Origin of the sequence: Paraburkholderia sp. BL23I1N1 (assembly GCF_003610295.1) — a bacterium.
Taxonomy (GTDB): Bacteria; Pseudomonadota; Gammaproteobacteria; order Burkholderiales; family Burkholderiaceae; genus Paraburkholderia.
Genome location: NZ_RAPV01000001.1, coordinates 6,672,781 through 6,698,878, shown reverse-complemented (window position 1 = coordinate 6,698,878; position 26,098 = coordinate 6,672,781). Strand labels below are relative to the sequence as shown.

Here is a 26,098-nt window from a genome sequence, read left to right as displayed (position 1 = left end):
CATTTTTGCCAAAAAATATGATGCTCGTCATATTTTAGATCCAGCAAAAACGCACACCTGGCAAGCGGATTTACTCGTCAGTGGGGGCGAGTTTTTTCAATGCGGCTTCAAGAAAACTGTCCGACAGCGTGGGGTCGTCGACGGCGCGCGCCAGCACCATGGTGCCGACCATGGTCGCAACGGTCATCAGTGCCTGTTCATGCGCGCCCGGCTGGCCCCAATCGGGCAATTGGCGCGTAACGACATCGATCATCTCCTTGATGCGGCGGGTGGCCGCGCGCCGAACGACCGGCGCCTGGCGCGGCATCTCCGAACCCAGGGCGGAGACCGGGCAGCCGGTCTCTATGGCTTCACGGTGCTCCTTCGACAAATAGGCACGCACCATCGACGGCAATGCCTGCTCCGGCGGTACCGAGGCGGCGATTTGCGCCGACAGGGCCACGGCCTGGGCACCGGCGCGGTCAGCCGCTTCGGCAAGCAACACCTCCCGCGACGGAAAGTGCGCGTAGAAGCCGCCATGTGTCAGGCCGGCCTCTTTCATGATGTCGGCCACGCCCGTTCCGTCGTAGCCGCTGCGCCGAATTGCGCGCGCGGCAACCTCGACGATGCGCTCGTGCGTGATTTCCTTACGGCTGGCGGGTTTCCGAGTGAGTGGTGACTTTTGCATGATGGTCATCATATACTACTTCGGCACAGTTTGCTGAACGGAGCGATCTCGAGTTCGACGACGGGCCGCATAGGCCTCACTCGACCCATCGCTGCGGCTGAACTTGGGTCTTCCTGATAGAGGCCGCTAACCGCGCGCCAAGGCATAGCAAAAGTTCAGGCAACCGCCAACGTCAAGCGATTCATCCACGAACGCCACGAGGCCGCATTACGAAGTCGCATACCCCAGCCGCTCAAACGCCCTAAGCCGCCCCCGTTCGACGCCTAAAACAATCGCCCCAAGCAGCACAGCATCGGTGCCGGTCGCCGAGACCGCAAATTCCGGCACAGGGATAGGCAGCCAGTCAGCGAGATGATCGCGAATTGTCGGTAGCAGCAGGGCGCCGCTTCGCCCGATACCTCCGCCGAGCACAACCAGTTTCGGATCGAGAATCGGAATAATCGACGCGAGTCCCCACGAGAGCTGTCGCGCTTCTTCCGCGACGCAGTCGAGTGCGCGCGGATCGCCTGCGTGGGCCGCCACGAACACCGCTTCTGCATTGGCCACGTCAAGACCCCGCCGCTGTGCGTGCGCGACAATCCCTTTCGCCGCGGCGGACACCTCGAACATAGGGCGATAGATTCCATCGGACTTCGAACCGACTGCCGGAGCCGCGGGCAGAACGGCAATCTCGCCGGCGAAACCATGTGCGCCGCGATGCAGCCTTCCATCGGCGATGATCCCCAGTCCGATACCCGTGCCGACCGACATAAAAACGAAGTTATCGACGCCACGCCCTAGGCCGTGCTGCTGTTCGCCTAGCGTGGCCAGATTGATATCGTTCTCAACCAGCAGGTCGGCATCGAGCGCTTCTCGCAGTGACGGAATCAAGCCTGCACGCTCCAGATCCGGCAGGTTCGGCGCGAGGCGAAGCCGGTCGTTTTCCGTATCCAGTACACCAGGCGAGCCGAACACGGTCGCAAGGACCTCGCTGCGCGAGACGCGCTGTTCTTCCAGCATTGCGCCGACGAGTTCGACGATTCGGGCAACCAGCCGTTCCACGCGGGCAGGGGTGCGCTTTTCGAGCCGCGCCACCACCGTGCCGGTCAGATCGGCGACCGCGCCACGTATCCATTCAGCGCCGACGTCGATCGCGACCACGAAACCGGCTCGCGCCCGGGGTGCGTAAAGACGCGGGGAGCGTCCCGCGCTGCCCCCGCGCACACCGGTCTGCTCGACGAGCCCGAGCCGCTCGAGATTGCCGAGTGCGGCCGAGACCGTCACCTTGGACAGCCCGGTGCTCTCCGCAAGCTGCGGGCTCGAGGCAGGCGCCAGCGACAACAGATGCTGATAGATAGCCCATTCGTTGCCCTGGCGGACGAACGCGGGACCTCGGGTGACGGTGACTGTCGGCCGGCTGTTCTTTCTATGCGCGTGCATGGGGCGTCTGGTTTCGGGATGGCCGATCCTATCAACGACTGTCCGGCTGGGCAAGCCGCGGCCGTCGATTGGGACTGAAAAGGGATCTGAAACATTTTTGGTTGGATTGCATTAGTAAAGAAAGTTTCCTATCATTCGCAAAAAAATGGATAAACCCCGGAGCACCTGGCTATCAACGCGGCGAGCGCCGCAAGGAGACACACATGAGCGATTCCGCCTGGCAGGAGCCGTCCTCGAACGCACTGGCTGACGCGGCCGAGCGTCCGGCGGTCGACGCGCCGCATTTCCGTCGTTCCGTCGGCCTGTTCTCGGCAACTGCGGTGAACATGATTCAGATCTGCGGGATCGGCCCCTTCCTGACCATCCCGGCTATCGTGGCCGTGCTGAATGGGCCACTTGCCGTCGTCGGCTGGATTCTCGGCGCGGTGCTGGCCATGGCGGACGGCCTCGTCTGGGCGGAGCTCGGCGCCGCGATGCCCGGCGCGGGCGGCACGTATCTCTACGTGCGCGAAGCCTTCCAGTACCGCACCGGCAAGCTGATGCCGTTTCTCTTCGTCTGGACCGCGATGTTGTCCATTCCGCTCATCATGAGCACGGGCATCATCGGCTTTGTTCAGTACCTGGGGTTCTTCCTGCCGAGTCTTTCGGCCTGGCAAACCCGCGCGATCAGTGTCGGGGTGACCGCACTGGTCGTGCTCGCGCTTTATCGGCGGATCGAATCGATCCGCGCGTTGAGCACGGTGCTGTGGATCATCATGATGCTGGCGGTCGGGCTGACCATTGCCGCCGCGTACTCGAACTTCCATCTGAGCCTCGCAACGACGCTGCCGCCCGACGCGGGCGATATCGGCAAGTTCTTCACGGGCCTCGGCGCGGGCCTGATCATCGCCATCTACGACTACGCCGGCTACAACACGACGGCGTACATGGGCGACGAACTGAAGAATCCCGGACGCGTCATGCCTCGCTCGATCATCGTGTCGATCATCGCCATGATGGTTCTTTACCTCGCGTTGAACGTCGGTGTGATCGGCACGGTGCCCTGGCAGGACGTGGCCAAATCGACTTCGGTTGCATCGCTGGTCGTGTCGCGCAATTGGGGGCATACAGCGGCGGCGTTCGTCACCGTGTTGATCCTGGTGGCGGCGTTTGCGTCGGTCTTTGCAGGATTGCTCGGTGGGTCACGCGTGCCTTTCTATGCGGCGCGCGACGGCGTGTTTCTCGCCGCGTTCGGCAAGCTGCATCCGAAGCACAATTTTCCGCACGTCGCGTTGCTGGTCATGGGCGTGGTCACCGCGGCCGGAACGTTTTTCGATCTGACCGCCGTGATCAATATGCTGGTCGCCGTCGCGGTGTTGCTGCAGTCGGTGGCGCAGATCGCGGCATTGACGGTGCTGCGTCGCCGTCAGCCGACATTGCATCGTCCGTATCGCCAGTGGCTCTATCCGGTGCCGAGTCTTGTTGCGCTGATTGGCTGGCTCTATGTTTTCTATGCGACCGACCGTCAGTCGCAAGTGATGTCGACGGCCTGGCTTGTTCTGGGATTGATCGCGTTCCTGATCTGGGCGCGTGTTGCCCGGCAATGGCCGTTTGGCCCCAAGCCCATTCGTGAAGTGTTTCTCGAACGCCAGGCGGACAGTATTGCAACCGAGAATACCAACGCGCATGCACGTTAAAGACAGTGTTGAAATCCAGCGCGCCGGCGCTGATGCAAATGGATTCCTGCTGGCTATCGATTTCGGCGGCACCAAGATCGCCATGGCGACCACGACGCCAGCGGGAGAGCGCCTGCATGAAGCTGAAATTCCGACTTTGGCGGAGCAGGGTGCGCAGACCGTCATGCGGCGCATGTTCGAAGCGGCGCGGGCCCTGATCTCGAAGACGCTTGCCGGCATGGAGCGGCGGTTGCTGGCGGTGGCCGCGGTCACCCCCGGCATCATCGAACCCGACGGTATCCGGCTCGCGCCGAACAATCCCGGTTGGGATCAGCTCGCTCTGTACGATGAGTTGCGCGCAGGCTTCGCGACCCACTGCGTCACGGTCGAGACCGACGTCAAAGCCGCGGCGTTAGCAGAAGCGCGCTGCGGCGCGCTTGCCGGAATCGATTGTGGCCTGTACCTGAACCTGGGGACCGGTCTGGCGGCGGCCGCGGTGATCGATGGACGGGTGCTGCGCGGCGCGAACGGCGCGGCCGGCGAGATCGGCTACCAGTTGCGTGGCGTCCCGGACGACGTGCTGTTCGCCGATGGCGGCGCGTCGCTGGAAAACTTCGTTTCCGGTCGCGCGATTGGCGTTCGCGTAAGCGGGCTACTGGGGCGGGATGTCAGTGCGCGCGAAGCGTTTGCGTTGCAAGATTCCGTGCCACAGGTGGCGGCGCTGATCAAAGACGCGTTCGAAGCTCTCGCGAGGCACGTCGCCAATCTGACGCTGATGCTGGACCCGTCGCGAATCGTGATCGGCGGCGGTATGGCGCGTATCCCAGGCATTACTGACGGTATTCGTTCGCTGCTGGCACGAGCCGTGCCTTATCCGCCTGAGGTGGCAATCGCAGCTTTCGGTCATGGTGCCGCCTTGCAGGGCGCGATTGTGGCCGCGAGCGATGCGTGGGCGTTGCGCCGGTCAGAGGTCGCTTACGGGACTGTCTCCGTCGATGCACCGGCAGCGCGCGTGACAGCCGCTTTCACGTAGGGGGCAAAAGCGAGCGCGCCTGCTGAAGAAGCGCGTGCGACGCGGCAAACTCATTGCGTCCAGCCATAGTGAGCGCGGCGTGACCCGTGCGCGCGATCAGCGCGTCGTCGGACGTTGCGAACGCGTTCAAACCAGGGCCTGGACTGTCGTATTGGCGAAAGAACGCGAGCATTTGCTGCGCATCGGACCGCCGGTCCTTGGGGCCGGACCTGGCTAGAATCTCGGCGGCTGCCGCCAACTGCCGGGTGGCGGCGAGAAAATCGGCGCGTTCCATAACATCTGTCTCCTCATGCTTCCGACAACAGCCATCTGCGGAAAGCGGCGGCGTTAGGTCGGTTCAGTGCTGCGGACGGATAGACAAGCCAGTAACTGTAGTCGTTGGGCAACGCAATGTCGAAAGGCCGTACCAGACGGCCACTCCGAAGCTCATCCTGAGCGAGCGTGAGCCGGCCTAGCGCTACCCCCTGTCCGTCCACTGCGGCTTGCAAGGCGAGGCTGGCGTCGTTAAACGAAGCGCCTGCATCCATATCGAGCCCATCCACCCCAGCCTCGTCACACCAGCGCTGCCACCCCTGCCTCGGCGTGTCGTGCAGCAAGCGCACGTGGCGCAAGTCAGCCGGAACCCGAATGGCGGGTGGCCCATCGATAAGCTTCGGACTACAGACCGGACTCAAGGTCTCCCGGGCGATCAGATCGGCCTTCAGGCCTGTCCATTTCCCGAGTCCTGAGCGAATGGCGAGATCGAAGCGTTCGGTGGCAAACGTCCAGACATCGGCCGAACTATCGAGGCGGACGTCGACTTCCGGATGCAAGGCGCGAAACGCTTCAAGACGCGGCACCAGCCAACGCGAAGCGAACGACGGCAGAACAGTAATGCGCAACGGCTGCTCGTCAGGTTCCATTAAGCGCACGGTTGCCGCCGCGATGCGATCGAAGGCGCCGCTCAGTTCCGGAAGATAGGTTTCGCCCTTTGCGGTGAGCTTCAGCGCATGTCCCCGGCGCTCGAAAAGGCGCGTGCCCAGCCAATCCTCGAGCTGACGGATTTGATGACTGATGGCGGCTTGCGTCACACAAAGTTCAGCCGCGGCACGGGTAAAGCTCAGGTGCTTCGCCGCAGCCTCAAAGGCACGCAGTGCACCGAGCGGGGCAGGCGTCGCATGGATCGGTCGATTACTTTGTTTTATCGAGAGCATGAAGATAACCCGTTTGTGACCCGGGAGGAAGTCGCTTCTAATCACAGTCCCTGGACGGACGCGCTGTCCCCCACTTATTGCCGACGTGAGGTTTATTCATGATTTCATGGAACATCTGGATCCTGTTTTTTGGCTACACCGTACCCATGGTCGTGAGTCCCGGTCCCGGCAATACGGTTCTCGCGACCGCCGGTGGTCGATTCGGCGTGGCCGGTTCGATTCCATTCTGGGCCGGCTTCGAGACGGCGAACGTGGCGCTGTGTCTTATCTATGGAATGGGCTTGGGGAAGGCACTGCATGGCCACCCTGAATTCCAGATGGTGCTCAAGTGGGCGGGCACCGCTTATCTGCTCTATCTAGCCTGGGGATTCTTCCGTTCGTCGGCCGAATCGGCAAACAGCAGCGAAGAGGGCAGTGTGCGGCTTCGTGCCGGAGACGGATTTCTTTCCGTGATCCTCAATCCCAAGATTCACTCGATGATCCTGGTGATGTTCTCCCAGTTTCTCGATCCGGCTCAGGCGCTCCCGGCACAGGTCTTCCAACTCGCGGTTGCGTTTCTTGTCGTGTGTGTGGCTTGCCACTTGCCGTGGATAGTTGGCGGTCGGTTGATTCTTCGCCGGTTTCGATCGGCGCGGGCAATGCGGATTCAGGGATGGGTCTTCGGCCTCTGCATGATCCTCGTGGCGGCTTATGTCGCGTTCGGCTGAAACCGGAGACTGCGGATACCCATGCGGCGGCCGTTCAAATCTTCGCCGATGAGGTGCCTGTCTATACAGCAATACGATAGCCAGTAAGCCTTTTATGTATATACAACTTAGCTAACTTGCATAGCAACCGCGATCGACAAACTTGTTGAATGTGTTTGTAAAATCCCATTAATTCGAGCGTAAATCGCGCATCATACGCGCAAACCCTAGTTGCATGGTTCAAAGTCGACTCCTACCATGATGTCTAGACAACATCGGGTGATGCAAGCGCGGACGAAAAAGAAAATCACCATGTCTATACAACATCGATGGGCAGAATTCACGGCTTGGAGGCGGTTCACCTCCTGCACCGTTCAGCGCCTCGAAGATCGCCTCTGGAGAGTTTATGAAGAAGTTAGTCCTGTGCGTCGCGCTTGCGGCCATTGCAACCGGTGCGTATGCAAAAGATTGGTCGACTGTCCGGTTCGGCGTGGATGCCAGCTATCCGCCGTTTGAATCAAAGGCTACGGACGGCAAGCTCGTCGGCTTCGACGTCGATCTCGGCAACGAAATCTGCGCGCGTCTGAAGGCCAAATGCGTGTGGGTCGAAAACGACTTCGACGGCATGATCCCGGCGCTGAAAGCGAAGAAGTTCGACGGCGTGCTGTCGTCGATGTCCATGACGCCGCAGCGCGCGGAACAGGTTGCCTTCTCGGCGAAGCTGTTCAACACACCGACGCGCCTCGTCGCAAAGGCGGGTTCGTCATTGCTGCCAACGCCGCAGGCGATGGCCGGCAAGACCATCGGTGTCGAGCAGGGCACGATCCAGGAAACGTACGCGAAGACCTATTGGGAGCCGAAGGGCGCCAAGATCGTGCCGTACCAGAACCAGGACCAGGTCTATACCGACCTGCTTTCGGGGCGCCTCGACGCTTCGCTGCAAGACGCGGTGGAGGCTGAAATCGGCTTCCTGAAGACGCCGCGCGGCACGGGCTTCGCATTCGCGGGCAAGGATATCGTCGACGAGAAGGTGCTCGGCAATGGTGCGGGCATCGGCATGCGCAAGGAAGACGCCGATCTGAAGGTGAAGGTCGACAAGGCCATCGTCGACATGATCAAGGACGGCACCTACAAGAAGATCGAGAAGAAGTATTTCGACTTCGACGTCTATGGCAGCTGAGCGGTAGCCCAGGCACTTTTCTCCGCCGCCGCGATCAAACGCCTCGCCATCAAGGATATCTAGGCATGTTATTTCACGGGTTTGGCCCGCTACTTCTTGCGGGCATGTGGGAAACGATCAAGCTGGCGATGTTGTCGCTAGGCGCTTCGTTTCTGCTGGGTCTTGGCGGTGCGGCGGCGAAACTGTCGCCCAACCGCGTGCTGTCCCGCATCGGCACGATTTACACGACGCTGATTCGCGCGGTTCCCGACCTCGTTCTGATGCTGCTGCTGTTCTACGGCATTCAGATCCTGCTCAATGATCTGACCGACTCGCTGGGTGTCGATCAGATCGACATCGACCCGTTTATTGCCGGCGTCATCACGCTGGGTTTTATCTACGGGGCCTACTTTACCGAGACATTTCGCGGCGCTTTTCTCGCTGTGCCTCGCGGGCAACTCGAGGCAGGCTTCGCCTACGGCATGAGTTCATGGCGCGTATTTAGCCGGATCATGTTCCCGCAAATGATGCGCTTCGCACTGCCCGGTATCGGCAACAACTGGCAGGTGCTGGTCAAGGCCACCGCGCTGGTCTCGATCATCGGCCTCTCCGACGTGGTCAAGGCGTCGCAGGATGCGGGCAAGAGTACGTTGCAGTTTTTCTTCTTCACGTTGACCGCCGGTGCGATCTATCTGGTGATCACCACCGTATCGAACCTGGTATTGATCTGGCTGGAAAAGCGTTACTCGATGGGCGTCCGGAGGGCAGCGCTGTGATTGAACTCGTCAGGCAATACTGGCAAAACTATCTGTACACCGACGGCTATCACTACACCGGTCTTGTCATTACCCTGTGGCTGCTCGTCGCATCGATCGGACTGGGTTTCGGTCTCGCCGTTCCCCTGGCCGTGGCGCGCTCCTCGCGTAACCGCTTCATCTCCGGACCGGTTTGGCTCTATACGTATGTCTTTCGCGGCACGCCGCTCTATGTTCAGCTGCTGCTCTGCTATACCGGTCTCTACAGCCTCCAGGTCGTGCATTCGCACGCACTGCTCGACGCCTTCTTCCGGAGTGCGATGAATTGCACGCTTCTCGCGTTTGCGCTGAACGAGTGCGCATACGCCACGGAGATCTTTGCCGGCGCGATCAAGGCGACCTCTTATGGCGAGATCGAGGCCGGCCAGGCCTTCGGCATGTCGAAATTCAAGCTCTACACCCGCATTATCCTGCCGTCCGCGTTGCGGCGAGCGCTGCCCAACTACAGCAACGAAGTCATTCTGATGCTGCACGCAACAACGCTCGCTTTCACCGCCACCGTACCCGACATTCTGAAAGTGACGCGCGACGTCAACTCCGCAACCTACGCTTCCTTCCAGGCATACGGCATTGCCGCCCTGCTGTATGCCGCCATCGTCTTTACGCTGGTCTGGGCGTTTCGCCGGATGGAAACACGCTTGCTGGCCTTTCTGAAGCCGCAAGGGCATTGAACCCGGCTACCCGCAGCCAAGATGGAGTGTATTGAGAATGTATAAGCTGACTGTCGACGACCTGCACAAGAAGTTTGGTGACAACGAGGTTCTGAAGGGCGTCTCGCTCAAGGCAAAGGCCGGCGATGTCATCAGCATCATCGGTTCGAGCGGCTCGGGGAAAAGCACGTTTTTGCGTTGCATAAACTTTCTTGAGCAGCCTTGTTCCGGGCGTATCACCGTCGACGCGGAAGAGATCCAGACGAAGCGGGACAGAAAAGGCGCATTGCAAGTGAGCGATCGCAAGCAACTGCAGAAAATGCGCGCCAAGCTATCGATGGTGTTTCAGCACTTCAACTTGTGGGCACACATGACCGTGCTCGAAAATATCATCGAAGCGCCCGTGAGCGTGTTGGGTTTGAGCCGGGCCGAAGCGGAGACGCGGGCTCGCAAATACCTGGCCAAGGTCGGACTCGTGGCCGGCACGGAAAGCAAATATCCGGCTCATCTGTCCGGCGGCCAGCAACAGCGGGTGGCGATTGCGCGCGCACTGGCAATGGAGCCCGAAGTCATGCTGTTCGACGAACCCACTTCGGCGCTTGACCCGGAACTGGTCGGCGAAGTGTTGAAAGTCATGCAGGCGTTGGCTGAAGAAGGGCGCACGATGATCGTGGTCACGCACGAAATGGGATTCGCTCGCAACGTGTCGAATCACGTGGTCTTTCTGCACAAAGGCAAAATCGAAGAAGAAGGGAACCCGCGAGAGATCCTGGTCAATCCGAAAAGCGAACGGCTGGGGCAGTTTCTTGCCGGCAGCCTGAAATGACGCCAGCGTCACGGTCGACGCGCGAAACGCATGCTTGCAGATGCTTTGCAGGACGGATCGAGAGCGGCAATGGCCTCATCGGAGATCCGTCCGTGGCGAAAGTAACGGATACGCTAAGTTCTACTGTGATTCCCGCTCAGTGACCCAGTCCACTCAGGGCGATCTGCTGCTCCACATACTTGGCGAATAGCGCATGCAGATGTGTCGTCGGATGAAGGTCATCGGCGAACATATAGGTCTGGTCGGCATTGGCCGTCACATAGGTTGCCGGTGAGCACAGGAGCGATGTGTCATCCGGCGTTTTCGTGGGGTCGCACGCCTGGCCGGTGTTCGTCACCGCGAAGCCGTTGGCCTGAGCGTTCGCGATGATCTGGTCAACCCATGTATAAGAATCGATCTGGATCACTTTGCCTTGCAGGCCATCGGCTTGCAAGGCAGCGTTCAGGTCCTGGTTGAAGAGTTGCGATAGCTGGGTCAGATTGGCCCCGCCGTCGGACGCGGCGATGCCTTTGGGCGAGAGGCCGACATTCGGCACATTGACCACCACAACATGCGTGGCGCCGTTCTGAACGATCTGCCCAACAACCTGAGCAAGGGTGGTTGCCGCCGTTTGCATGGTGGGCGCCGCGGCCGGCAGCGAACCGGCGCGAAGCACGTCGTTTGCGCCGGCCCAGACCAGCACCAGTTGACTGGAATTGAAGCTCCCGTGCGTGTTCAGATAGCTCGACACCTGCTGGTTGACCGGCATTTCGATATTGCCGATTACGTCGGTAAGAAAGTCGTACAGGTTGGCAGGCGTTGCCACCGTGGCGCCGCCCTCGGCATAGCCGAGACCGTTTTGCGCAGTCAATTTATGCGTGATGTCGATCGTAAACGCAGCGCTTAGCGTGCCGCCGTAGTACTGCGCCACGTTCTGGGTCCACACCTGTCCCGGATTGGTCGTGAAACGCCCGCCGCCAACCGCGCTGGCGATCGGCGCAAAGGTCCCGACGTCCGAGAGGCTGTCGCCGAACGAGACCACTTGCAGATTGACGCCGCCCGGGGGAGGGGCTGTGCCACTGCCGCCACTCGAATCGCCTCCATGTCCGCCGCATGCGGTAAGCAGTGAAATCACCCCGGCAAGAATTGCAATACGTACCGTGCATACCGTGTCATGGATTGCTCGCATAGGTCCTCCATCGCGGGTCGGCCTGGGCGGTGGCCCTGATGTGCGGCGGCATGTCGTCATGCCTGCCTGTTACGATTGCCGCAGGTAGCTTCCGCATGTACCGTCATCAAGCAAAAAACATGCACTGCCGTGGCCCGGCTATCTATGCCACTGTGTGCGCGCTCCGGTCACCAATTGTCCCGCATCGGAATCGACTCGACCGACCCGGTCGCCAGCGCCAGCGCCGCCGCAGCCGACAAACCGCTGCTGTAACTATCCGCGTCCGCGTTTTTCGCTGCGAGCAATTGATTCTGCGCGAGCAGCGCGTCGGTCACCGAACCGACCCCTTGCCGATAGGCGTCGAACGCGGCGCTGTACGTGGTTTGCGCCGCAGCAAGCAGTTCTTTGGCCGCGGCTTGCGCGGCAAGACTCGTCTGCAACGTATTCTGCGCCGCAACGATTTGCCGGACCGCTTCCTCGCGGCTTCGCGTGAGGCGGGTCGAGGCGCTATCGGCGTCGTTGCGCGCCTGCGCGAGCACCGCCGAGCGCAAGCCACCGTCATACAGCGGAATCGCTACCCCAACGATCACGCTGCCGCCATAACGGCCGCCGCTCAGGTTCACTGTCGGCAATTGCTGGCCGATGGCCGGGACTGCCGAAATCGACGAACTGCCGGTGTTGTACGCGCCGTTTGCCGAGACGAATACCTTCGGCATGAAGTCCGACTCGGCCGCCTTCACTTTCGCCAGATTGACCCGTTCGGCGGCATAGGCGCTCAACACGTCCGGGCGTCGGGCGATGGCGGACGACACGATCTGCTCGATCGAATCGTTCGTCATGGCTGGGAGCGTGTGCGCTGGCATTTCGGCGATCCTGGGTTTCGATAGAGGCGATATCCCCATCGCGGCAATCAGCGCGAGATAGCTGTTGCTTTCCGCGCCCTGGGCCTGAACGAGCGCGAGCCTGGCTTGCGCGCGATTCTGATTGGCCTGCGCTACTTCGATGACGGTGCCGACGCCATGCTTGTAGCGCGACTGCGCCGCGGCGAGGATCGCTTCGGCGTTGTCGAGTCCTTGCTGCGTCGTGACGATGCGGGCACGCGCGGCCTGGTACGCGTAGAACGCGACGCTGACGTCGAAGATCACCTGCTGATGGACCGCGGTGAAGCCGATGTTCGCCATCACCGATGCCTGCGATGCGGCCTCGACGCGCGCGGCGCGTCCGCCGAAATCGAACAGCAGCCATTGCAGCGCGACCACCGAGGTCATGCCGTGCCCCGTTGCGGTGGCCGACGAATCGCCGAACACGGATGTGTTCGATCCGTGGAGGTCGGCGTATTGGCCCATCGCCGCGACCGACAATTGCGGCAGATAGGCGCTCTTCGCGATGCCGGCGGCGAGCGCTACGTTGCGTGCGTCGTTCCAGGCGATACGGGTTAGTGGGTTCGCCGATTCGGCCAGATCGATGAGTTCGGGCAGGTTGTAGGCGTGCGATTGCTCCAGTGCAGGCGGAGGCGGCACGGCGGCGAGCGCGGGGTTTGCGGGAAGTTGGTAGTTGTGTGTGGTAGTGGACGAGTTAGCCGATGGAGTTGATGCAGCCGAGCTAGCGGATGCCGCCGGCCCAGGCACGATGGCGCCCGTCGAGTCCGTTTGCGGTTGCCACGGACGATCGGGACTGTCCGGCGCCATGTCCAGCGACGACGTGGCGCATCCGGTCAAACCCGCTGCGGCCAGGATCGCCAGTGCGAATGAAGGGTTAAGCCGGCGCATGGGTCGCGAGTTCCTTCGCTGCGTCGTTCGACGCAACGTGTTCAAGTTGAGTGAGGCGTGCGTAGCCGAGATTTAGCAAAGCAGTGCGTGTGTCGTCGCTGGTTGTTGCTTCCGGTAAGGCCGCATCTGCCGACACCACGACTTCACCCACCGCCCGCTCAAGCCAGCCTGCAACCGCCGCATCGCCCGGCCGTTGCTCGGCGAGCAGAAACATCGGTCCTTCCAGCGCGTCGAGCTTGGCCAGCGCGTTGCGGCGTTCTGCGATCCACTGCGCTTCGGGTCGAACCCACGACGGCTCGTAATGCATCAGCGCGAGGTCCTGTTCCAGCGCGCCGCATTGCGCCATGGCGCTCGCGGCCTGTGCCCGGCGCGTGACGGCATCAGGCAGCGCCGCGAGTCGTTGCCACTGTTGCCGCAGCGCGGCGAGCCCGGTGTCGATGCGCGCGGCCACGGTGACCGGCCAGACGCGCGTGAACACCAGATAGACGACCACATTACCGATCAGGATCCCGATCGTGCGATCCCGCGCGAGCGTCAGATCGTAGCCAGGCGCCGCGCCCTGCAATACGCACATGAAAAACACCAAGGCGATCTGGAAGCCGGCATAGGCAATTCGTGGCGAGCCAAAAGCGATCCACGCCGACAGCCACGCACCGAGCGACACCAGCACCATCAACCCGGCGACGGACATCAGCACCGGCGTCACAAACACGATTGCCGCCGTACCGAGGAGCGCGCCCACGAGACAGCCGGTAATCCGCAATGTCATCTTCTCGACGGTCTCGGCGGTGGTGCCGAGCGACACCATATAGACCGTGATGAAGCAGGTGTGGATACCAGGCCAGTTGATCTGCGAATAAAGCAGATAGCAGAACATTGCCGCCACGGTGGTTTTTAGCGCGTAGCGGACGTGGTCGGGATTGGTGAATGCATCGGGTAGGAAGAACCCACCGCCCTTGGCTGCAGGCGGCGTGGTGCTGGCTTCGACTTGAGCCTGGGTGCGTGCATCCGTTCGCGGGCCGGTTTTAACTTCGCCTTGGCCTTCAACTACTGCTTGCGTTTCAACCATCGCAAAACGGACGATCGCATCCCGCAGATTTTCGACAACGAGTCGCGCGAGCGGCATCAGTTCGGCCACATCAGGCAGCTTGAGTTCGATGTCGATCGGATAGCCGCCCGCCTCGAGCATCCCGGCCATGTTCTTCAGCGTCTCCGCAATCGGCGCGGCGAACGATGCCGGCAGCCGCCCCGACGGTTCGCTGGCTGCCAGATCGGCCGAGACCAGAATCGCGAGTGTCGATGACACGGCCTGCCGCAGCGGCCCGACATCGTCACGCACCGACGACCCTTCGGCCACCGAGAGCTTGAGCCATGTGCCGATTTCCGCGTCGCCCTCGCGCAGGCATTCGCCGAGGGCGTCGGCCGTCGCCTCGGGTTCGGCGAGGCTCCGGGCTGCGATCCGCAGACGCTTCGCCAGCGCGCGGCTCGCGAGCTTGCGCGGCGACGGCGCGATCAACAGGTTGACCGCGATCGAGACACTGACCGGAATCGCGACCATCAGCCAGACGTAGAGCAGGGCGCGCGTCGCCGCTTCGCCGAACGGTACGCTGCCGAGTTCGTCAAGCGCAAAGCCGACGATCATCGCGAGGATCGCGCCCACCGGCCGCAGCTTGCTCGCCGAAGTTACAAACAGCAGTCCGAACGATAATCCCGTGATGCACGCAACCCGCCACATGGGGTCGTCGAGCGAGAACATGGCCACCACCGTGACCAGTCCGAGGATCACCGTGACCAGCACCAGCAATGCTGTGCTGAGCACGACGCTCAGTGCCCGGTCGGCCCGGCTCAAAAAGAACACGACATAGGCGGAGATCGCGGCTTCCGGCGTGCCGTTTGCGCTCGTCACGAGCGCCGTCAACGCGCAGATCAGCGCGATGCGGGTCGCCATGGCCGCGCGCCCCGGGTACGGCGCGAGCAGCTTCAGAATATCCGCGACGCCCGGGCGGGCCAGTTCACCGGCAGGCTGCGCCATGCCGAACCTCGACGATCGCACTTGCACCGATTCGCACCAGCCGGGCGGCCGGCTCGTCGAGCCGCACCCGCACGGGGAAGCGCTGGGCGACCCGCACCCAGTTCACAGACTGCTGGACGATCGGCAAGGTGCGCGGCAGATTGATCCGGTCCGTATCGGCCACACCGGCGCTGATGCCGACCACTTTGCCGCGAATCGCCTGGCTTCGGTCGATCATGGAATAGACCGTCGCGCAATCGCCCGGCTGGATCCGCGCGAGTGCCCCTTCGCGGAAGTTGGCGACGGCGAACCATTCGTCCGCGTGAACGAGCGTGAAAATCGACTGATTTGGCGCGATCGTCTCGCCGGCCAGCACCGATAAGCCCGTGACGAAGCCATTCTGCGGCGCGCGCACGATCGTGTCGTCGAGGCCGCGCTTCGCGAGCGCGAGGGCGGCCTCGCGCGCATGCACCGTGGCGACGGCGTCCGCTTCGTCGCCAATTGTCTGTGCGGTGGCCTGCTTCTGCTCCTGCGCCTGTTTCAGCGACAACGCCGCGTCGTGCTGTGCGACCTGCGCCTGATCCAGTTGCTGGACCGGCACGTAGCCCTTCGCCACGAGTGGCGTGAGCCGCTGCACGGTGCGCGAGGCCAGTTCGTAGTTGTGCGCCGCCTTGCCGGTCTGGTCGCCGACGATGACTGCATTGGCGCGCTCGCCGACAATCGACTTGCGCCGCGTTTCGAGCGACGCGCGAGCCAGTTCGAGGTCGGCCTGGGCTTGCGCGACCGCCAGCCGATAAGGCACAGGATCGATCTCGAAGAGCACGTCGCCCTTTGCGACCCGCTGATTCTCCTGCACGGGCAGACGGATGATTCGCCCGCCGACGGGTGACGCTACGTGCACGACGTCGGCGTCGATCGTTGCGTCGTCTGTTGAGGGAAACCGGGTGGTCCGATCATAGCCGTACCAGGCCGTCGCGACGCCAAGAATGACGATGACGCCCGCGATCACGCGGCCTTTGACAGAGGCTTTACGCAAGCCGGCGATTTTCATAAGAGCTGTCCTGTTCCCGAAAGCCAGAAGAGCACCGCGACCGTCAGACCGATGGCGAGGCACACCGAGAGTTGAAACGGGACGATCCGCGCCCACCCCGTGGAAACGAAGATCCGATGGGCGATGAGCGCGCCGACGAACCCGGTTACCGCGCTCAGCAGCCAGAGCGGAAAGTAGGCGCCGAAGATTTCATACGACGGCGCACCGCGCAGCGTACACCCTTGCAAGGACAGGCTGAGGGTAACGACGGCCGCGACGGCCGGAAGACACGGCATGCGCGGCACGGTCGAGGCGCGGGCGCCTGCGGGATTTGTCTTGAGCGGCATTGTGGCGTCGCGAGGTGAGTGAATGCGTTAGGGGAGCAACGAAATCACGGGCACTTTACCAGCGCGCCCGTTTCGTTTCGACTTTTTCCGGTGTGCCGGCTGATTATCTGTTCCAAATCATTGATATTCATATGGATATTCGTATTTGGGGCGAGCGCGTGATATGCGTTACGAATATTAGGCATCTTACCAGTGCCGGCGTGAATCAAAAAAAGTGCCGTCCGTCAAGCCTGTATTGCTGAAAAGCGGTTCTTCAATAATTGCTAAAGACTTTTCTATTACTGCCGTTTACAGGAATGCGCGATTTTGCGCGGGGTATATCGAGATCCAACTAATCATATTGCGGCCTTGAGAGTCCGCATCTCAAACTAATAAAATGAAAATGAAAGAAAAATCAAAATCACTTCTACTCGTTTCCATTCTGGGTTCATTGACGCTTGCCGCGTGCGGTGGTGGCGGAGGCGGCGATAACGGCACGGCGACGGCCCAGTCGGCCAGCACGCCGGCTGCCGCGAGCTCGCCGGCCGCCGCCAGCGCACCCGCGGCCGCGTCGTCGCCGGCGCCGGCCTTGACGGGTGAGGCACTGCCGAGTCTGACGTCCCCGCAGGCCGGTTCGACGGCTACCGCGGGCAACGGCTCCGAAGGCATCTGGACGCAATCGGGCACGACCAATATGACTGCCTTCGTGGACCCGGCCAGCAACCTCTCTTACATCAACGGCCTGTTCACCATCGTCACGTCGACATTCTTCGGGGCGATCTCCACCGCCACGCCGAACTGGACCTTGGTCAGCGGCTTCGAGACGATCGGTGGATTCCGCTACACGGCGACACCGGGCAGCGGGACGTATGCCGCGAACCAGACGCTGGCGGGCAGTTACGTGGCTAACAGCAGCACCGTGAATCTCTCGCTGAAGTACGATCCGGCCAATGCGCTCGCGGTCACCCAGTCGAGTGTCGCGGGTACGTGGGCACAAACTTCGACGTCGATCACGGTCGACAATGCCGGCGGCGTTACTGGCTCGATTCTCGGTTGCGGTGTGACGGGCACGCTGGCGCTGACCACGCCGGGTTCGAACAAGAACCTTTACACGATGACCTTGACCGGCACGACGAGCACCTGCGGATTGCATTCGGGCGTGACCTATTCGGGCAGCTCGGCGATCACGTTCCTGCCCGTTACCGGCAGCACGACGTTGTATCGCCGGACGATCATCTATCTGATCAAGGCAGCCGATAACTCGGAGATCGCCTACGGTCAACTGTCGAAGCAGTAAGACGGTTCAGGGCCACGGCGCGCGTCAGCTTGCCGTGGCCTGCGTTTTGCCGCGCTATCACGGGGCGCTTCCCACCATCACTCCATCCTCGCTGCTACCCAACGACTGGAACAGCGCCGCTGTGTCACTCAAGCGGGCAGCCTGCGCGCGCGTCTGGTCCAAGGCGGTCTGCAGCGCCTGACGTTGCGTATCGAGCAGGCTCGACCGGCTGATGCCTCCTGCTGAATACTGCGCATGCGCGATATCGAGGTTGGCCTGTGCCTGCACGGCGGCCTCGTTACGGGCACGGAGTTCGCTGGCGTCGTTGCGTAGCGCCGCAAGTGCATCCGCGACCTGTTGCAGTGCCTGCAGGACGGTTTGCTGATAGCCGGCGAACGCCGCTTCGTAAGCGGCTTGCGCTGCACGCTTCTTCGCGTGCAGTTCGCCACCGTGGAAAATCGGCTGCGTGAGGTTCAGACCGACATTCCAGATATTCAGTCCGCTCACGATGTCCTGAATACTGGTGCGCTCAGAACCTATTCCCGCCGATAAAGAAAACTTCGGATACAGATTTGCCGTTGCCACGCCCACATTCGCACTAGCCTGATGCAATAACGCTTCAGACGCGCGAATATCAGGCCGCTGCCGCGCGAGCGTGGAGGGCAGCGTGACCGGTATGTCATTGGGCAGATTAAGAGAAGCGAGCGTGATTTCGCTGAAATCTATTTTCGACGGCGCGACGCCAACCAGGATCGCGAGTTGATGATTCGCCTGGGCGAGCTGGGTCGCGAGGGGCGGCAGCGATGCGCGTGCCTGCGCAAGCAGCGTGCGCTGGCTGTTCACGTCGAGCTGCGAGACGCCGCCGGCGGCAAACCGCGCTTCGATAATCGACAACAGCTGCGCCTGCGCATCGGCGAGACGTTGGGTCAGCAGGATCTGCTGCTGCAACGAAGCGCGCAGCACGGCTGTCGATACCACGTTGCCGGCAATGGAAAGTCGCGCCGCATCGAGTTGGAATGCCGCGTAGTCGACCTGCGCCAACGCTGCTTCGAGCGCGCGACGATTGCCACCAAAGATATCGAACGTATAAGACACGCTCACAGAGGCGTTGAATAACGAAAACGGCCCCGGATTCTCGACATGCGGAATACCGAAAGCAGCTAGATCGACTTGTTGCCGGGTCCCGGAAATACTGGCGTCGACACTCGGAAATTGTGTCGCGCCGGCCTGAGCGTTGTAGTTCTCGCGCGCTTCAATCAGCTTGCCGCGCGCTTGCGCGAGTGTCGGGCTCCGATCCAGCGCCTGCTTGACAAGCCGGTCGAGTGGTTCCGAGCGGAACTGCTGCCACCACATCGGCATGGCGGAATCCGCGGTGGTGAAGGTTTGCGCCGATCCGGGCGTGGCGTCGGAAGACACCGTGCCTGATGCCTCTGCGTGATGCGTATACGTTTGCGTGTCCGGCGCGGCGGGCGCCTGGAAGTCCGGTCCCACCGCGCAGCCGCACAGCACGAGCGAACACAGTAAAGCGAGTTGTTTCATGATCGTGTTCTCCTAATCCAGCGTGCGACGATAGAAGCGCAACGCGATGGCCATGACGATGGCCGTGAAGAGCGCCATGGGCCACACGGATGGCCAGAGATCCGCCCAGCCATTGCCCTTGAGCAAAATGCCGCGAATCAGCCGGTTGAAGTAGGTCAGGGGCAACAGGTTGCCGATAAACTGCGCCCATTGCGGCATGCCCGCGAACGGGAACATGAAGCCGGAAAGAAGGATGTTCGGCAAAAAGTAAAAGACCGCGAGTTGCATGGCCTGCAACTGGTTTTGCGCAAGCGAGGACAGCGTGATGCCCACCGTCAGATTCGCTGCAATGAAAAGCAAAGCAGACAGGTAAATGGCGACCGCGCTGCCGATAAACGGCACGTGAAAAACAAAACGCGTGGCGATAAGAATGATCGACGCCTGGACCAGTCCGATGAAGACATAGGGCACGATCTTGCCGGTCATGACTTCGATCGGCAGGACCGGCGTGGCGAGCAGGTTTTCCATCGTGCCGCGCTCGCGTTCACGCGTCACCGCGAGACCGGTCATCATGACGAGCGTCATGGTCAGGATCACGCCCATCAGTCCCGGCACCACGTTGTATTGCGTAATGCCTTCAGGGTTGTACAGGTTATGAACCTGCACGCCGAAAGCGTTTTGAATGCCGTTCAGATGCGCGAGCGTGCCTTTGAGGTCTTTGTCCGCGACCGGTTGAACAAGGCCTGGAAGCGCGCCAACGGCGGTGTTTGTCGCGGTCGGATCGGTGGCGTCGGCCTCCACCAGCAACGACGGATGTTCGCCGCGCAACAGTTTGCGCGAGAAATCGACCGGTACGTTAAGCACGAATTGCACTTTTCCCTGGGCGAGTGCGCGGCGGCCCGCTTCCTCGTCGGGCAAGGTTTCGACGATGTCGAAATAGGCCGAGTTCGTCATTGCCGCCACAAAACTGCGGGAAAACTCGCTCTGGTCGTGAATGATGAGCGCGGTCGGCAGGTGCTTTGGATCGGTGTTGATCGCGAAGCCGAACAGGGCAAGCTGGATGATCGGCAACCCGATAATCATGGCGAAAGTGACGCGGTCGCGTCGCAACTGGAGAAACTCCTTGAGGACGATCGCCCACCACCGCGTCAGCGAAAACGGAATGTGCTTCTTCACGATGGCGCTCCGAAGTTGTCTTCCGAATGGCTCATCAGGTAGATGAACACATCTTCCAGGCCGGTGCTGATGGGTTCGATGCGCAGCGTGGTGCCCGCGGTCGCCTGCCTGATCGCCGCTTCGAGCGCGGCATGATCGCGCCCGCTGACATGCAGCGAAGAACCGAATACGACAGTCTGGTCGACGCCGGGTGTCGCACGGAGTTGTTCGGACAGCTTGCTAAGGTGCTCCCCATAGATCGACCACGTCGCGAGGCCTTGCGATTCGATGATCTCGCTCGACGTGCCGTTGGCGAGCATCTTCCCGTAGGCGATATACGCGAGCTTGTGGCAGCGCTCCGCTTCGTCCATGTAGTGCGTGCTGACGAGCACCGAAATGCCGCGCGCGGCGAGCCGGTGCAATTCCTCCCAGAAGTCGCGCCGCGCGGTCGGATCGACGCCCGCGGTGGGTTCGTCCAGCAGCAAGAGCTTGGGTTCGTGCAGCATGCACGCGGCGAGTGCGAGCCGCTGCTTCCAGCCGCCCGAGAGCGAACCCGTCAGCTGGTTGGCGCGAGTTTGCAGTCCTAGCGATTCCAGTGCGCGGTCCACGGCCTCGCGCCGGTTGCGCATCTGATAGATGCGTGCGACGAAGTCGAGATTCTCGCGGATGCTCAGGTCTTCCCAATAGGAAAAGCGTTGCGTCATGTATCCGACATTGTGCTTGATCTGTTCGCTCTCACGCTGGATGTCGTAACCGAGACAGGTGCCGGTTCCCGAATCGGGGGTGAGCAAACCGCACATAAGCCGGATCGACGTGGTCTTGCCGCTGCCGTTCGGTCCCAGAAAGCCGAAGATTTCCCCGTGCCCGACCTGCAGCGAGACGTTGTTGACAACGTGCTTATCGCCGAAGCGCTTGTTCAGATCATGGACGTCGATGACGTATTGCTGTGCGTCGGCGCTCATTGCAGCACCACCGAGACAGGTTGGCCCGGATGAAGCTTCGTTGCATCCGCACTCGACGGGTGGGCTTCCGCCATGAAAACAAGCTTGGCGCGGCTTTCGTTGCTGTAGATGACCGGCGGCGTGTATTCCGCCTCGCTCGACACGTAGGTGATCCTGGCAGGGATGTCGGCGGCGCACCCGTCGCAGTGGATTGCCACGCGGCGATCGGGCGTCAACTGGCCGACGATCGTCTCCGGAACGAAGAAACGCACCTTGATATTTTGCGGCGGCAAAAGCTGCACGATCGGGCTGCCCGCCGGCACCCATTCGCCCCGGCGATAAAGCGTGTCGTAGACAAGACCTGGTGCCGGAGCGGCGACGCGCTTCTGATCCAGCTTCCATTGCGCCTGCGCAACCGCCGCGACGGCCGCTGCCACCTGGGCCTGCTGTTGGACGATTTGCTGCGAACGGGCGGGCAGGCGAGCCACGTCGACCTGGCTGGTGAGTTCGCGGACTTGCGCCGCCGTGGAATCGGCATTGGCTCGCGAATCGTCGAGCTGTGCCTTTGCAATGCCGCCCGCGCTGTACTGGGCCTGATCTCGCGTGAGTTGCAACGATGCCTTACGGGCATTGGCGATGGCCTCGGCGAGTTGGGCGCGGTTGACGTCGACCTCGGGTACGCGTTTGCCGGTCTGGATATCCGCAAGTTGCGCGCGGGCCGCCGCGAGTTGCTGCTGGGCCTGCGCAAGCGCGTGGGTTTCGTCGTCCGATTCGAGCGAAAACAGCGGGGCGTTCGCGCCGACCGTTTGTCCGCGTGCGACTGACAATTGGTTCAGCTTGCCCGCTTGCGACGAGCCGAGATAGACGAACTCGCCCTCGACATAGCCCTGGTAGGTGCCGGCGTCGTTGTGCGAGCAGCCCGGCAACAGGGCGGGCAGCAGCACAAAAAGTACGGCGCTGGGAAATCGGTTCATGATGGGCTCCGCAGCGATTGGCGACCATCGGACCGGCCACGCAACCGCGCTTGCGCGGAGCCAGACAGATTCATGGCGGCAAGAAATGGTTTTAGTGAGTATTCCATAGTTTATAGCGTGTAATAGGGCGTTCAGGACACGTATCAGCTTTGCTCAACTCGGTCGAAAGGGTTGGCCGGCCGGAATCCGTGCTGTTCCGCGCGGGCGATTCAGGTTCTTCCGCAGCGCAATAGTTCGCAGTGGAACCGTTCGCGGACCGCGCCAGATGAAGTAAAATGGATATTATGTGAATTTGAATTCAAATTCAAACTATTTCCGCGAGCCTGCTTTTCAACCATGCCCACCCCCCCGAAAAAGACAGCCACGGCGCAGCCGAAGCCGCCCAGGCAGCCGGCACAGCCCAAGCCGTCAAAACGGGCCTCGCGCCCCGACGGCGCGGCGACACGCCAGCTGCTGCTCGAAACAGCGGGGCAGTTGTTCGCCGAACGTGGTTTCGCGGATGCCACCAGCAAGGAAATTTGTGAACGCGCCGGCACGCCGATGGCGTCGGTCAACTATCACTTCGGCAGCCGGGAAGCACTGTATGAAGCCGCACTGATCGAAGCGCACCGGCAGGTCGTGGGCCTCGACGAACTGGCCGCGCTCGTGGCCAGCTTCGCCGATCCGAGGGAACGGCTTCGCGCGCTGCTCGGCCGTTTCGTCGGATTCTCAACGGACGCCGGCACGCCTTGGGGCTTCATGCTGATGCTGCGCGAAGTGCTCTCGCCATCGAATGCTATTCCGGCGCTCATCGAGAAAGCCATACGGCCTAAAGCTGCATTTTTGCTGAAGACAATTGGCGAGGTGCTGGAATTGAACCCATCAACCCCGGTGGTGCAGCGGGCTTTGATGTTTAGCGTGCTGCCCTGCATCGTCATGATGGTCGCGCCCATGCGGATGCAGGCGGCACTGCTGCCCGCGGTGGCGAAGGACAGGGAGGCGCTGGCGGAAGATTTTGTGCGCTTTGTCATGGCCGGGCTCGATGCGATCGCTTTGGCTCACCGCACAGACTCGTAGTCGTATAACAGACGCGGCGAGGCGTATCTTGACCACGTGGCGCGAAGGCGCTTATCGTAATGCCGCGAATCGACGATTCAGCGCATTTTTCAACACCATGGTGTCGAATGGCTTCCATCAAAGACACATCCGAAGAAATGCGTGCCAACACGTGGTTCGGTTCGTTGCCAGCGGCCGAGCAGGATGCGCTGCTGAGCAGCAGCGAACTGATCACGCTGCAACCGGGCAATTATGTGTTCCGGCAAGGGGACGTGCCTAATGGTTTCTACGGAGTCAATCAGGGGCGCGTGAAGGCGTTCACCGTGCGCGAAGATGGCAAGGAAGCGATTCTTGCCGTCTTGCAGGCAGGCAATTGGTTCGGCCAGACATCGTTGTTCCAACGTACGCCGCGTATGCGCGATGTAGCCGCCATTGAGGAGACCACGATCTTCGTCGTCAAGCCGCCGGCGTTTGAAGAGTTGATGAAAAGCACCGGCTTCGTCCGCGCCATTGCGGATCTCCAGTCGATCCATATGAACTGGCTGTATCGAATGGTCGAGGATGCCACGCTGCATTCCACGCGCGCAAAAATCGCCCGGAGACTGATGTTCCTTGCATACGGTGACGTGGCAATGGCGCCCCAGATGAGCCAGGAGATCAGCGTATCGCAGGACACGCTCGCCATGATGCTAGGTATCACCCGTCAGACACTGGGCCTGGAGTTGAAGGCCATGGCGGCGAAAGGCGCTATCTCTTTGCGTTATGGGCGCATCGAGATCCTGTCGAAAGAGATCCTCCAGAAATTTACCGAGTACCTCTGAGCGGAAGCACGGCAGTGTGCGCGCCGCTCGAGGCTGACCGTGCGTATTCCCGGTCGTCGACGCGGTCCCTCCCGCGTTGGCGCGGCGTGATTGGGATAAACCCGGGGATTGCAAAGTTTCTGACAGTCCCGTGTCCTTCTGCCCCGTAGTATTTCAGCATTGACTACATAACACGGTGCGAGTGCATCAGGCCGATGCCGCCGCACACGGACGCCCCAGACGCAATGCGTTCGCGCACCGGATATCGATCATTAGAAACAAGGAGATGTCGATGCACGACGAGATATTGAACGAGACGCCCTCCGCTTATGCTTACCCATTGCTGATCAAGCATCTGCTGCACACGCCCCTCGCTCACTCGGCCGACCAGGAGATCGTCTACCGAGGTCAGAGACGCATGACTTACCGCACGCTGGGAGAACGCATCGGGCGGCTCGCCAACGGGCTGAAGCGACTCGGGGCACAGCACGGCACGACGATCGCGGTCATGGACTGGGACAGCCACCGCTATCTCGAGTGCTACTTCGCGGTGCCCATGATGGGGGCCGTGCTTCAGACAGTCAACGTGCGGCTCTCGCCGGCGGAAATCGCCTACACGATCAACCATGCCGGTGCCGGGATACTGCTCGTTCACACCGATTTCCTGCCCGTGGTCGAATCGATCAGGGACAAGCTCGAAACGGTGCGCACGTTCATCTGGATTGACGACGAAGGCAGCGAAGCCGGCGCGCATACGATCCCGTTCTCCGACGAATACGAGAGCATGCTGGCCGCCAGCGAGACCCGCTACGATTTCCCGGATTTCGACGAGAACACGCGCGCCACGGCCTTCTATACGACAGGCACCACGGGCCTGCCCAAGGGCGTGTACTTCTCCCATCGTCAACTGGTGTTGCACACCATCACGGGCATGGCCGCGCTTGCGAGCCCCGAGTCGGGGCAGCGCTTTCATCGGGGCGACGTCTACATGCCGCTCACGCCGATGTTCCATGTGCACGCGTGGGGCATGCCCTATATCGCTACCACGCTCGGCGTGAAGCAGGTCTACCCGGGGCGCTATGTGCCGGACAGGCTCGTGCAACTCGTGCGCGATGAAGCCGTCACGTTCTCGCATTGCGTCGGCACGATCCTGCACATGCTGCTGAATTGCCCGGCGGCAAAGGACGCCGATCTGAGTCGCTGGAAGATGATCATTGGCGGCGGCGCGTTGACGCAAGGTTTGGCGCGCGCCGCGCTCGAGCGCGGCATCGATATCTTCGCCGGTTACGGCATGTCGGAGACCGGCCCCCTGTTGACCCTTGCACAGATAAAGCCGGGCAGCAAATCGCTCGACCTCGACGAGGAGGTGCGCCAGCGCTGCAAGACCGGTTTTCCCGTGCCGCTCGTCGACCTGCGCATCGTCAATGAGGCGATGGAAGATGTTCCGCATGACGGCAAGGCATACGGCGAGATCGTTGTGCGTGCGCCGTGGCTGACCCAGGGCTACCTGAATAATCCCGATGCCTCCGTGCAGCTTTGGGAAGGCGGCTATCTGCATACTCAGGACATCGCCAACATCGATGCCACCGGTTCTGTGCAGATTACCGATCGCATCAAGGACGTGATCAAGTCGGGCGGCGAGTGGGTTTCATCGCTCGAAATCGAGAGCCTGATTTCGCAGCACCCAGGCGTTGCCGAGGTTGCGGTGATCGGCATCAAAGACGAGAAATGGGGTGAGCGGCCCGTGGCGCTGGTGGTGCTCAAGACAGAGACCGCGACGCCGCCCACCGAGGACGACATCAAACGGCATGTGCTCGCGTTCAGCGAAATAGGGCAGATCTCGAAGTACGCCGTGCCGCAAATCGTCAAGTTCGTCGAAGCACTCGAGAAGACGAGCGTCGGCAAGATGAACAAGAAGTGGCTGCGCGAACAGTTCGCGTGATCGATTCTGTGGAGACGAAAGGATGAGTATCTCCGGATAGCCGTCGCTACGCTTTTCGACGAGGGAACGTC

At 61.5% G+C, this 26,098-nt stretch carries 25 protein-coding genes; 11 read left to right on the top strand and 14 right to left on the bottom strand.

The window, feature by feature from the left end; translation table 11 throughout:
• Nucleotides 1-70: 70 nt before the first annotated feature.
• On the bottom strand, nt 71-679 hold the full coding sequence (locus B0G76_RS31280) for a TetR/AcrR family transcriptional regulator (RefSeq protein WP_120295900.1): 609 nt from the start codon (nt 677-679) through the stop codon (nt 71-73).
• A gap of 195 nt (nt 680-874) precedes the next feature.
• Complete coding sequence (locus B0G76_RS31275) at nt 875-2,086, bottom strand: ROK family transcriptional regulator (RefSeq protein WP_120295899.1); 1,212 nt, start codon at nt 2,084-2,086, stop codon at nt 875-877.
• 203 nt (nt 2,087-2,289) lie between these two features.
• Between B0G76_RS31275 and B0G76_RS31270 the strand changes: the two genes are divergently transcribed.
• Together B0G76_RS31270 and B0G76_RS31265 are read left to right on the top strand one after the other, a co-directional pair.
• Nucleotides 2,290-3,762: an APC family permease gene (locus tag B0G76_RS31270; protein ID WP_120295898.1), complete on the top strand. Its 1,473-nt coding sequence runs from the start codon at nt 2,290-2,292 to the stop codon at nt 3,760-3,762.
• Entirely contained in the window at nt 3,752-4,774 is a 1,023-nt protein-coding gene (locus tag B0G76_RS31265) for an ROK family protein (RefSeq protein WP_120295897.1), read from the top strand. The genes B0G76_RS31270 and B0G76_RS31265 overlap by 11 nt, the downstream gene beginning before the upstream one ends.
• Here the strand turns inward: B0G76_RS31265 and B0G76_RS31260 are convergent.
• Nucleotides 4,767-5,048 carry a hypothetical protein gene (locus B0G76_RS31260; RefSeq protein WP_120295896.1) on the bottom strand — a complete coding sequence of 94 codons (282 nt, stop codon included), beginning with the start codon at nt 5,046-5,048 and terminating at the stop codon, nt 4,767-4,769. The two genes, B0G76_RS31265 and B0G76_RS31260, sit on opposite strands and share 8 nt — an antisense overlap.
• A 13-nt stretch (nt 5,049-5,061) precedes the next feature.
• On the bottom strand, nt 5,062-5,967 hold the full coding sequence (locus B0G76_RS31255; RefSeq protein WP_120295895.1) for a transcriptional regulator GcvA: 906 nt from the start codon (nt 5,965-5,967) through the stop codon (nt 5,062-5,064).
• Between the two features lie 98 nt (nt 5,968-6,065).
• Between B0G76_RS31255 and B0G76_RS31250 the strand changes: the two genes are divergently transcribed.
• From B0G76_RS31250 to B0G76_RS31230, 5 genes are all read left to right on the top strand, one after another.
• Nucleotides 6,066-6,674, top strand: coding sequence for a LysE family translocator (locus B0G76_RS31250; protein WP_120295894.1), 609 nt, complete (start codon nt 6,066-6,068; stop codon nt 6,672-6,674).
• A 385-nt stretch (nt 6,675-7,059) separates the two neighbouring features.
• A complete protein-coding gene (locus B0G76_RS31245; RefSeq protein ID WP_120295893.1) occupies nt 7,060-7,833 on the top strand; it encodes an ABC transporter substrate-binding protein in 774 nt (257 codons plus the stop codon).
• A 65-nt stretch (nt 7,834-7,898) separates the two neighbouring features.
• On the top strand, nt 7,899-8,588 hold the full coding sequence (locus tag B0G76_RS31240; protein WP_120295892.1) for an ABC transporter permease: 690 nt from the start codon (nt 7,899-7,901) through the stop codon (nt 8,586-8,588).
• Nucleotides 8,585-9,298 carry an ABC transporter permease gene (locus B0G76_RS31235; protein ID WP_120295891.1) on the top strand — a complete coding sequence of 238 codons (714 nt, stop codon included), beginning with the start codon at nt 8,585-8,587 and terminating at the stop codon, nt 9,296-9,298. Before B0G76_RS31240 ends, B0G76_RS31235 begins: the two co-directional genes overlap by 4 nt.
• Nucleotides 9,299-9,335: 37 nt before the next feature.
• Nucleotides 9,336-10,103 carry an ABC transporter ATP-binding protein gene (locus tag B0G76_RS31230; protein WP_120295890.1) on the top strand — a complete coding sequence of 256 codons (768 nt, stop codon included), beginning with the start codon at nt 9,336-9,338 and terminating at the stop codon, nt 10,101-10,103.
• Nucleotides 10,104-10,239: 136 nt separating this feature from the next.
• Here B0G76_RS31230 and B0G76_RS31225 read toward each other — a convergent pair whose 3' ends face one another.
• The 5 genes from B0G76_RS31225 to B0G76_RS31205 form a co-directional block, all read right to left on the bottom strand.
• A complete protein-coding gene (locus B0G76_RS31225) occupies nt 10,240-11,271 on the bottom strand; it encodes an SGNH/GDSL hydrolase family protein (protein WP_120295889.1) in 1,032 nt (343 codons plus the stop codon).
• Between the two features lie 167 nt (nt 11,272-11,438).
• Complete coding sequence (locus B0G76_RS31220; RefSeq protein ID WP_120295888.1) at nt 11,439-13,019, bottom strand: TolC family protein; 1,581 nt, start codon at nt 13,017-13,019, stop codon at nt 11,439-11,441.
• Nucleotides 13,006-15,051, bottom strand: coding sequence for an FUSC family protein (locus tag B0G76_RS31215; protein ID WP_120295887.1), 2,046 nt, complete (start codon nt 15,049-15,051; stop codon nt 13,006-13,008). The genes B0G76_RS31220 and B0G76_RS31215 overlap by 14 nt, the downstream gene beginning before the upstream one ends.
• Nucleotides 15,032-16,081 carry a multidrug transporter subunit MdtN gene (gene mdtN / locus B0G76_RS31210; RefSeq protein ID WP_120295886.1) on the bottom strand — a complete coding sequence of 350 codons (1,050 nt, stop codon included), beginning with the start codon at nt 16,079-16,081 and terminating at the stop codon, nt 15,032-15,034. Before mdtN ends, B0G76_RS31215 begins: the two co-directional genes overlap by 20 nt.
• Nucleotides 16,078-16,356 (bottom strand): hypothetical protein, encoded by a 279-nt coding sequence (locus tag B0G76_RS31205; RefSeq protein ID WP_120296935.1) that lies wholly within the window; start codon nt 16,354-16,356, stop codon nt 16,078-16,080. The genes mdtN and B0G76_RS31205 overlap by 4 nt, the downstream gene beginning before the upstream one ends.
• A gap of 433 nt (nt 16,357-16,789) precedes the next feature.
• Here B0G76_RS31205 and B0G76_RS31200 point away from each other — a divergent pair, with 433 nt between their 5' ends.
• Nucleotides 16,790-17,683, top strand: a complete 894-nt coding sequence (locus B0G76_RS31200; protein ID WP_310793957.1) for a hypothetical protein — start codon at nt 16,790-16,792, stop codon at nt 17,681-17,683.
• A gap of 57 nt (nt 17,684-17,740) precedes the next feature.
• On the opposite strand, the gene B0G76_RS31195 is transcribed toward B0G76_RS31200, so the two are convergent.
• The 5 genes from B0G76_RS31195 to B0G76_RS44290 all read right to left on the bottom strand — a co-directional run bounded on the left by B0G76_RS31195 (nt 17,741) and on the right by B0G76_RS44290 (nt 22,804).
• Complete coding sequence (locus B0G76_RS31195; protein WP_120295884.1) at nt 17,741-19,201, bottom strand: efflux transporter outer membrane subunit; 1,461 nt, start codon at nt 19,199-19,201, stop codon at nt 17,741-17,743.
• A gap of 12 nt (nt 19,202-19,213) precedes the next feature.
• On the bottom strand, nt 19,214-20,356 hold the full coding sequence (locus B0G76_RS31190) for an ABC transporter permease (RefSeq protein ID WP_120295883.1): 1,143 nt from the start codon (nt 20,354-20,356) through the stop codon (nt 19,214-19,216).
• Nucleotides 20,353-21,297, bottom strand: a complete 945-nt coding sequence (locus B0G76_RS31185; RefSeq protein ID WP_120295882.1) for an ABC transporter ATP-binding protein — start codon at nt 21,295-21,297, stop codon at nt 20,353-20,355. The genes B0G76_RS31190 and B0G76_RS31185 overlap by 4 nt, the downstream gene beginning before the upstream one ends.
• On the bottom strand, nt 21,294-22,250 hold the full coding sequence (locus tag B0G76_RS31180; protein ID WP_120295881.1) for an HlyD family secretion protein: 957 nt from the start codon (nt 22,248-22,250) through the stop codon (nt 21,294-21,296). The genes B0G76_RS31185 and B0G76_RS31180 overlap by 4 nt, the downstream gene beginning before the upstream one ends.
• A gap of 209 nt (nt 22,251-22,459) precedes the next feature.
• Nucleotides 22,460-22,804, bottom strand: coding sequence for a hypothetical protein (locus B0G76_RS44290; RefSeq protein WP_259460894.1), 345 nt, complete (start codon nt 22,802-22,804; stop codon nt 22,460-22,462).
• Here B0G76_RS44290 and B0G76_RS31175 point away from each other — a divergent pair.
• The 3 genes from B0G76_RS31175 (at nt 22,725) to B0G76_RS31165 (ending at nt 26,027) form a co-directional block, all read left to right on the top strand.
• Nucleotides 22,725-23,306: a TetR/AcrR family transcriptional regulator gene (locus tag B0G76_RS31175; RefSeq protein ID WP_259460883.1), complete on the top strand. Its 582-nt coding sequence runs from the start codon at nt 22,725-22,727 to the stop codon at nt 23,304-23,306. The genes B0G76_RS44290 and B0G76_RS31175 overlap by 80 nt on opposite strands.
• Nucleotides 23,307-23,413: 107 nt before the next feature.
• Nucleotides 23,414-24,106 carry a Crp/Fnr family transcriptional regulator gene (locus B0G76_RS31170; RefSeq protein ID WP_259460780.1) on the top strand — a complete coding sequence of 231 codons (693 nt, stop codon included), beginning with the start codon at nt 23,414-23,416 and terminating at the stop codon, nt 24,104-24,106.
• Nucleotides 24,107-24,377: 271 nt separating this feature from the next.
• A complete protein-coding gene (locus B0G76_RS31165) occupies nt 24,378-26,027 on the top strand; it encodes a fatty acid--CoA ligase (protein ID WP_120296933.1) in 1,650 nt (549 codons plus the stop codon).
• Nucleotides 26,028-26,098 lie beyond the last annotated feature (71 nt).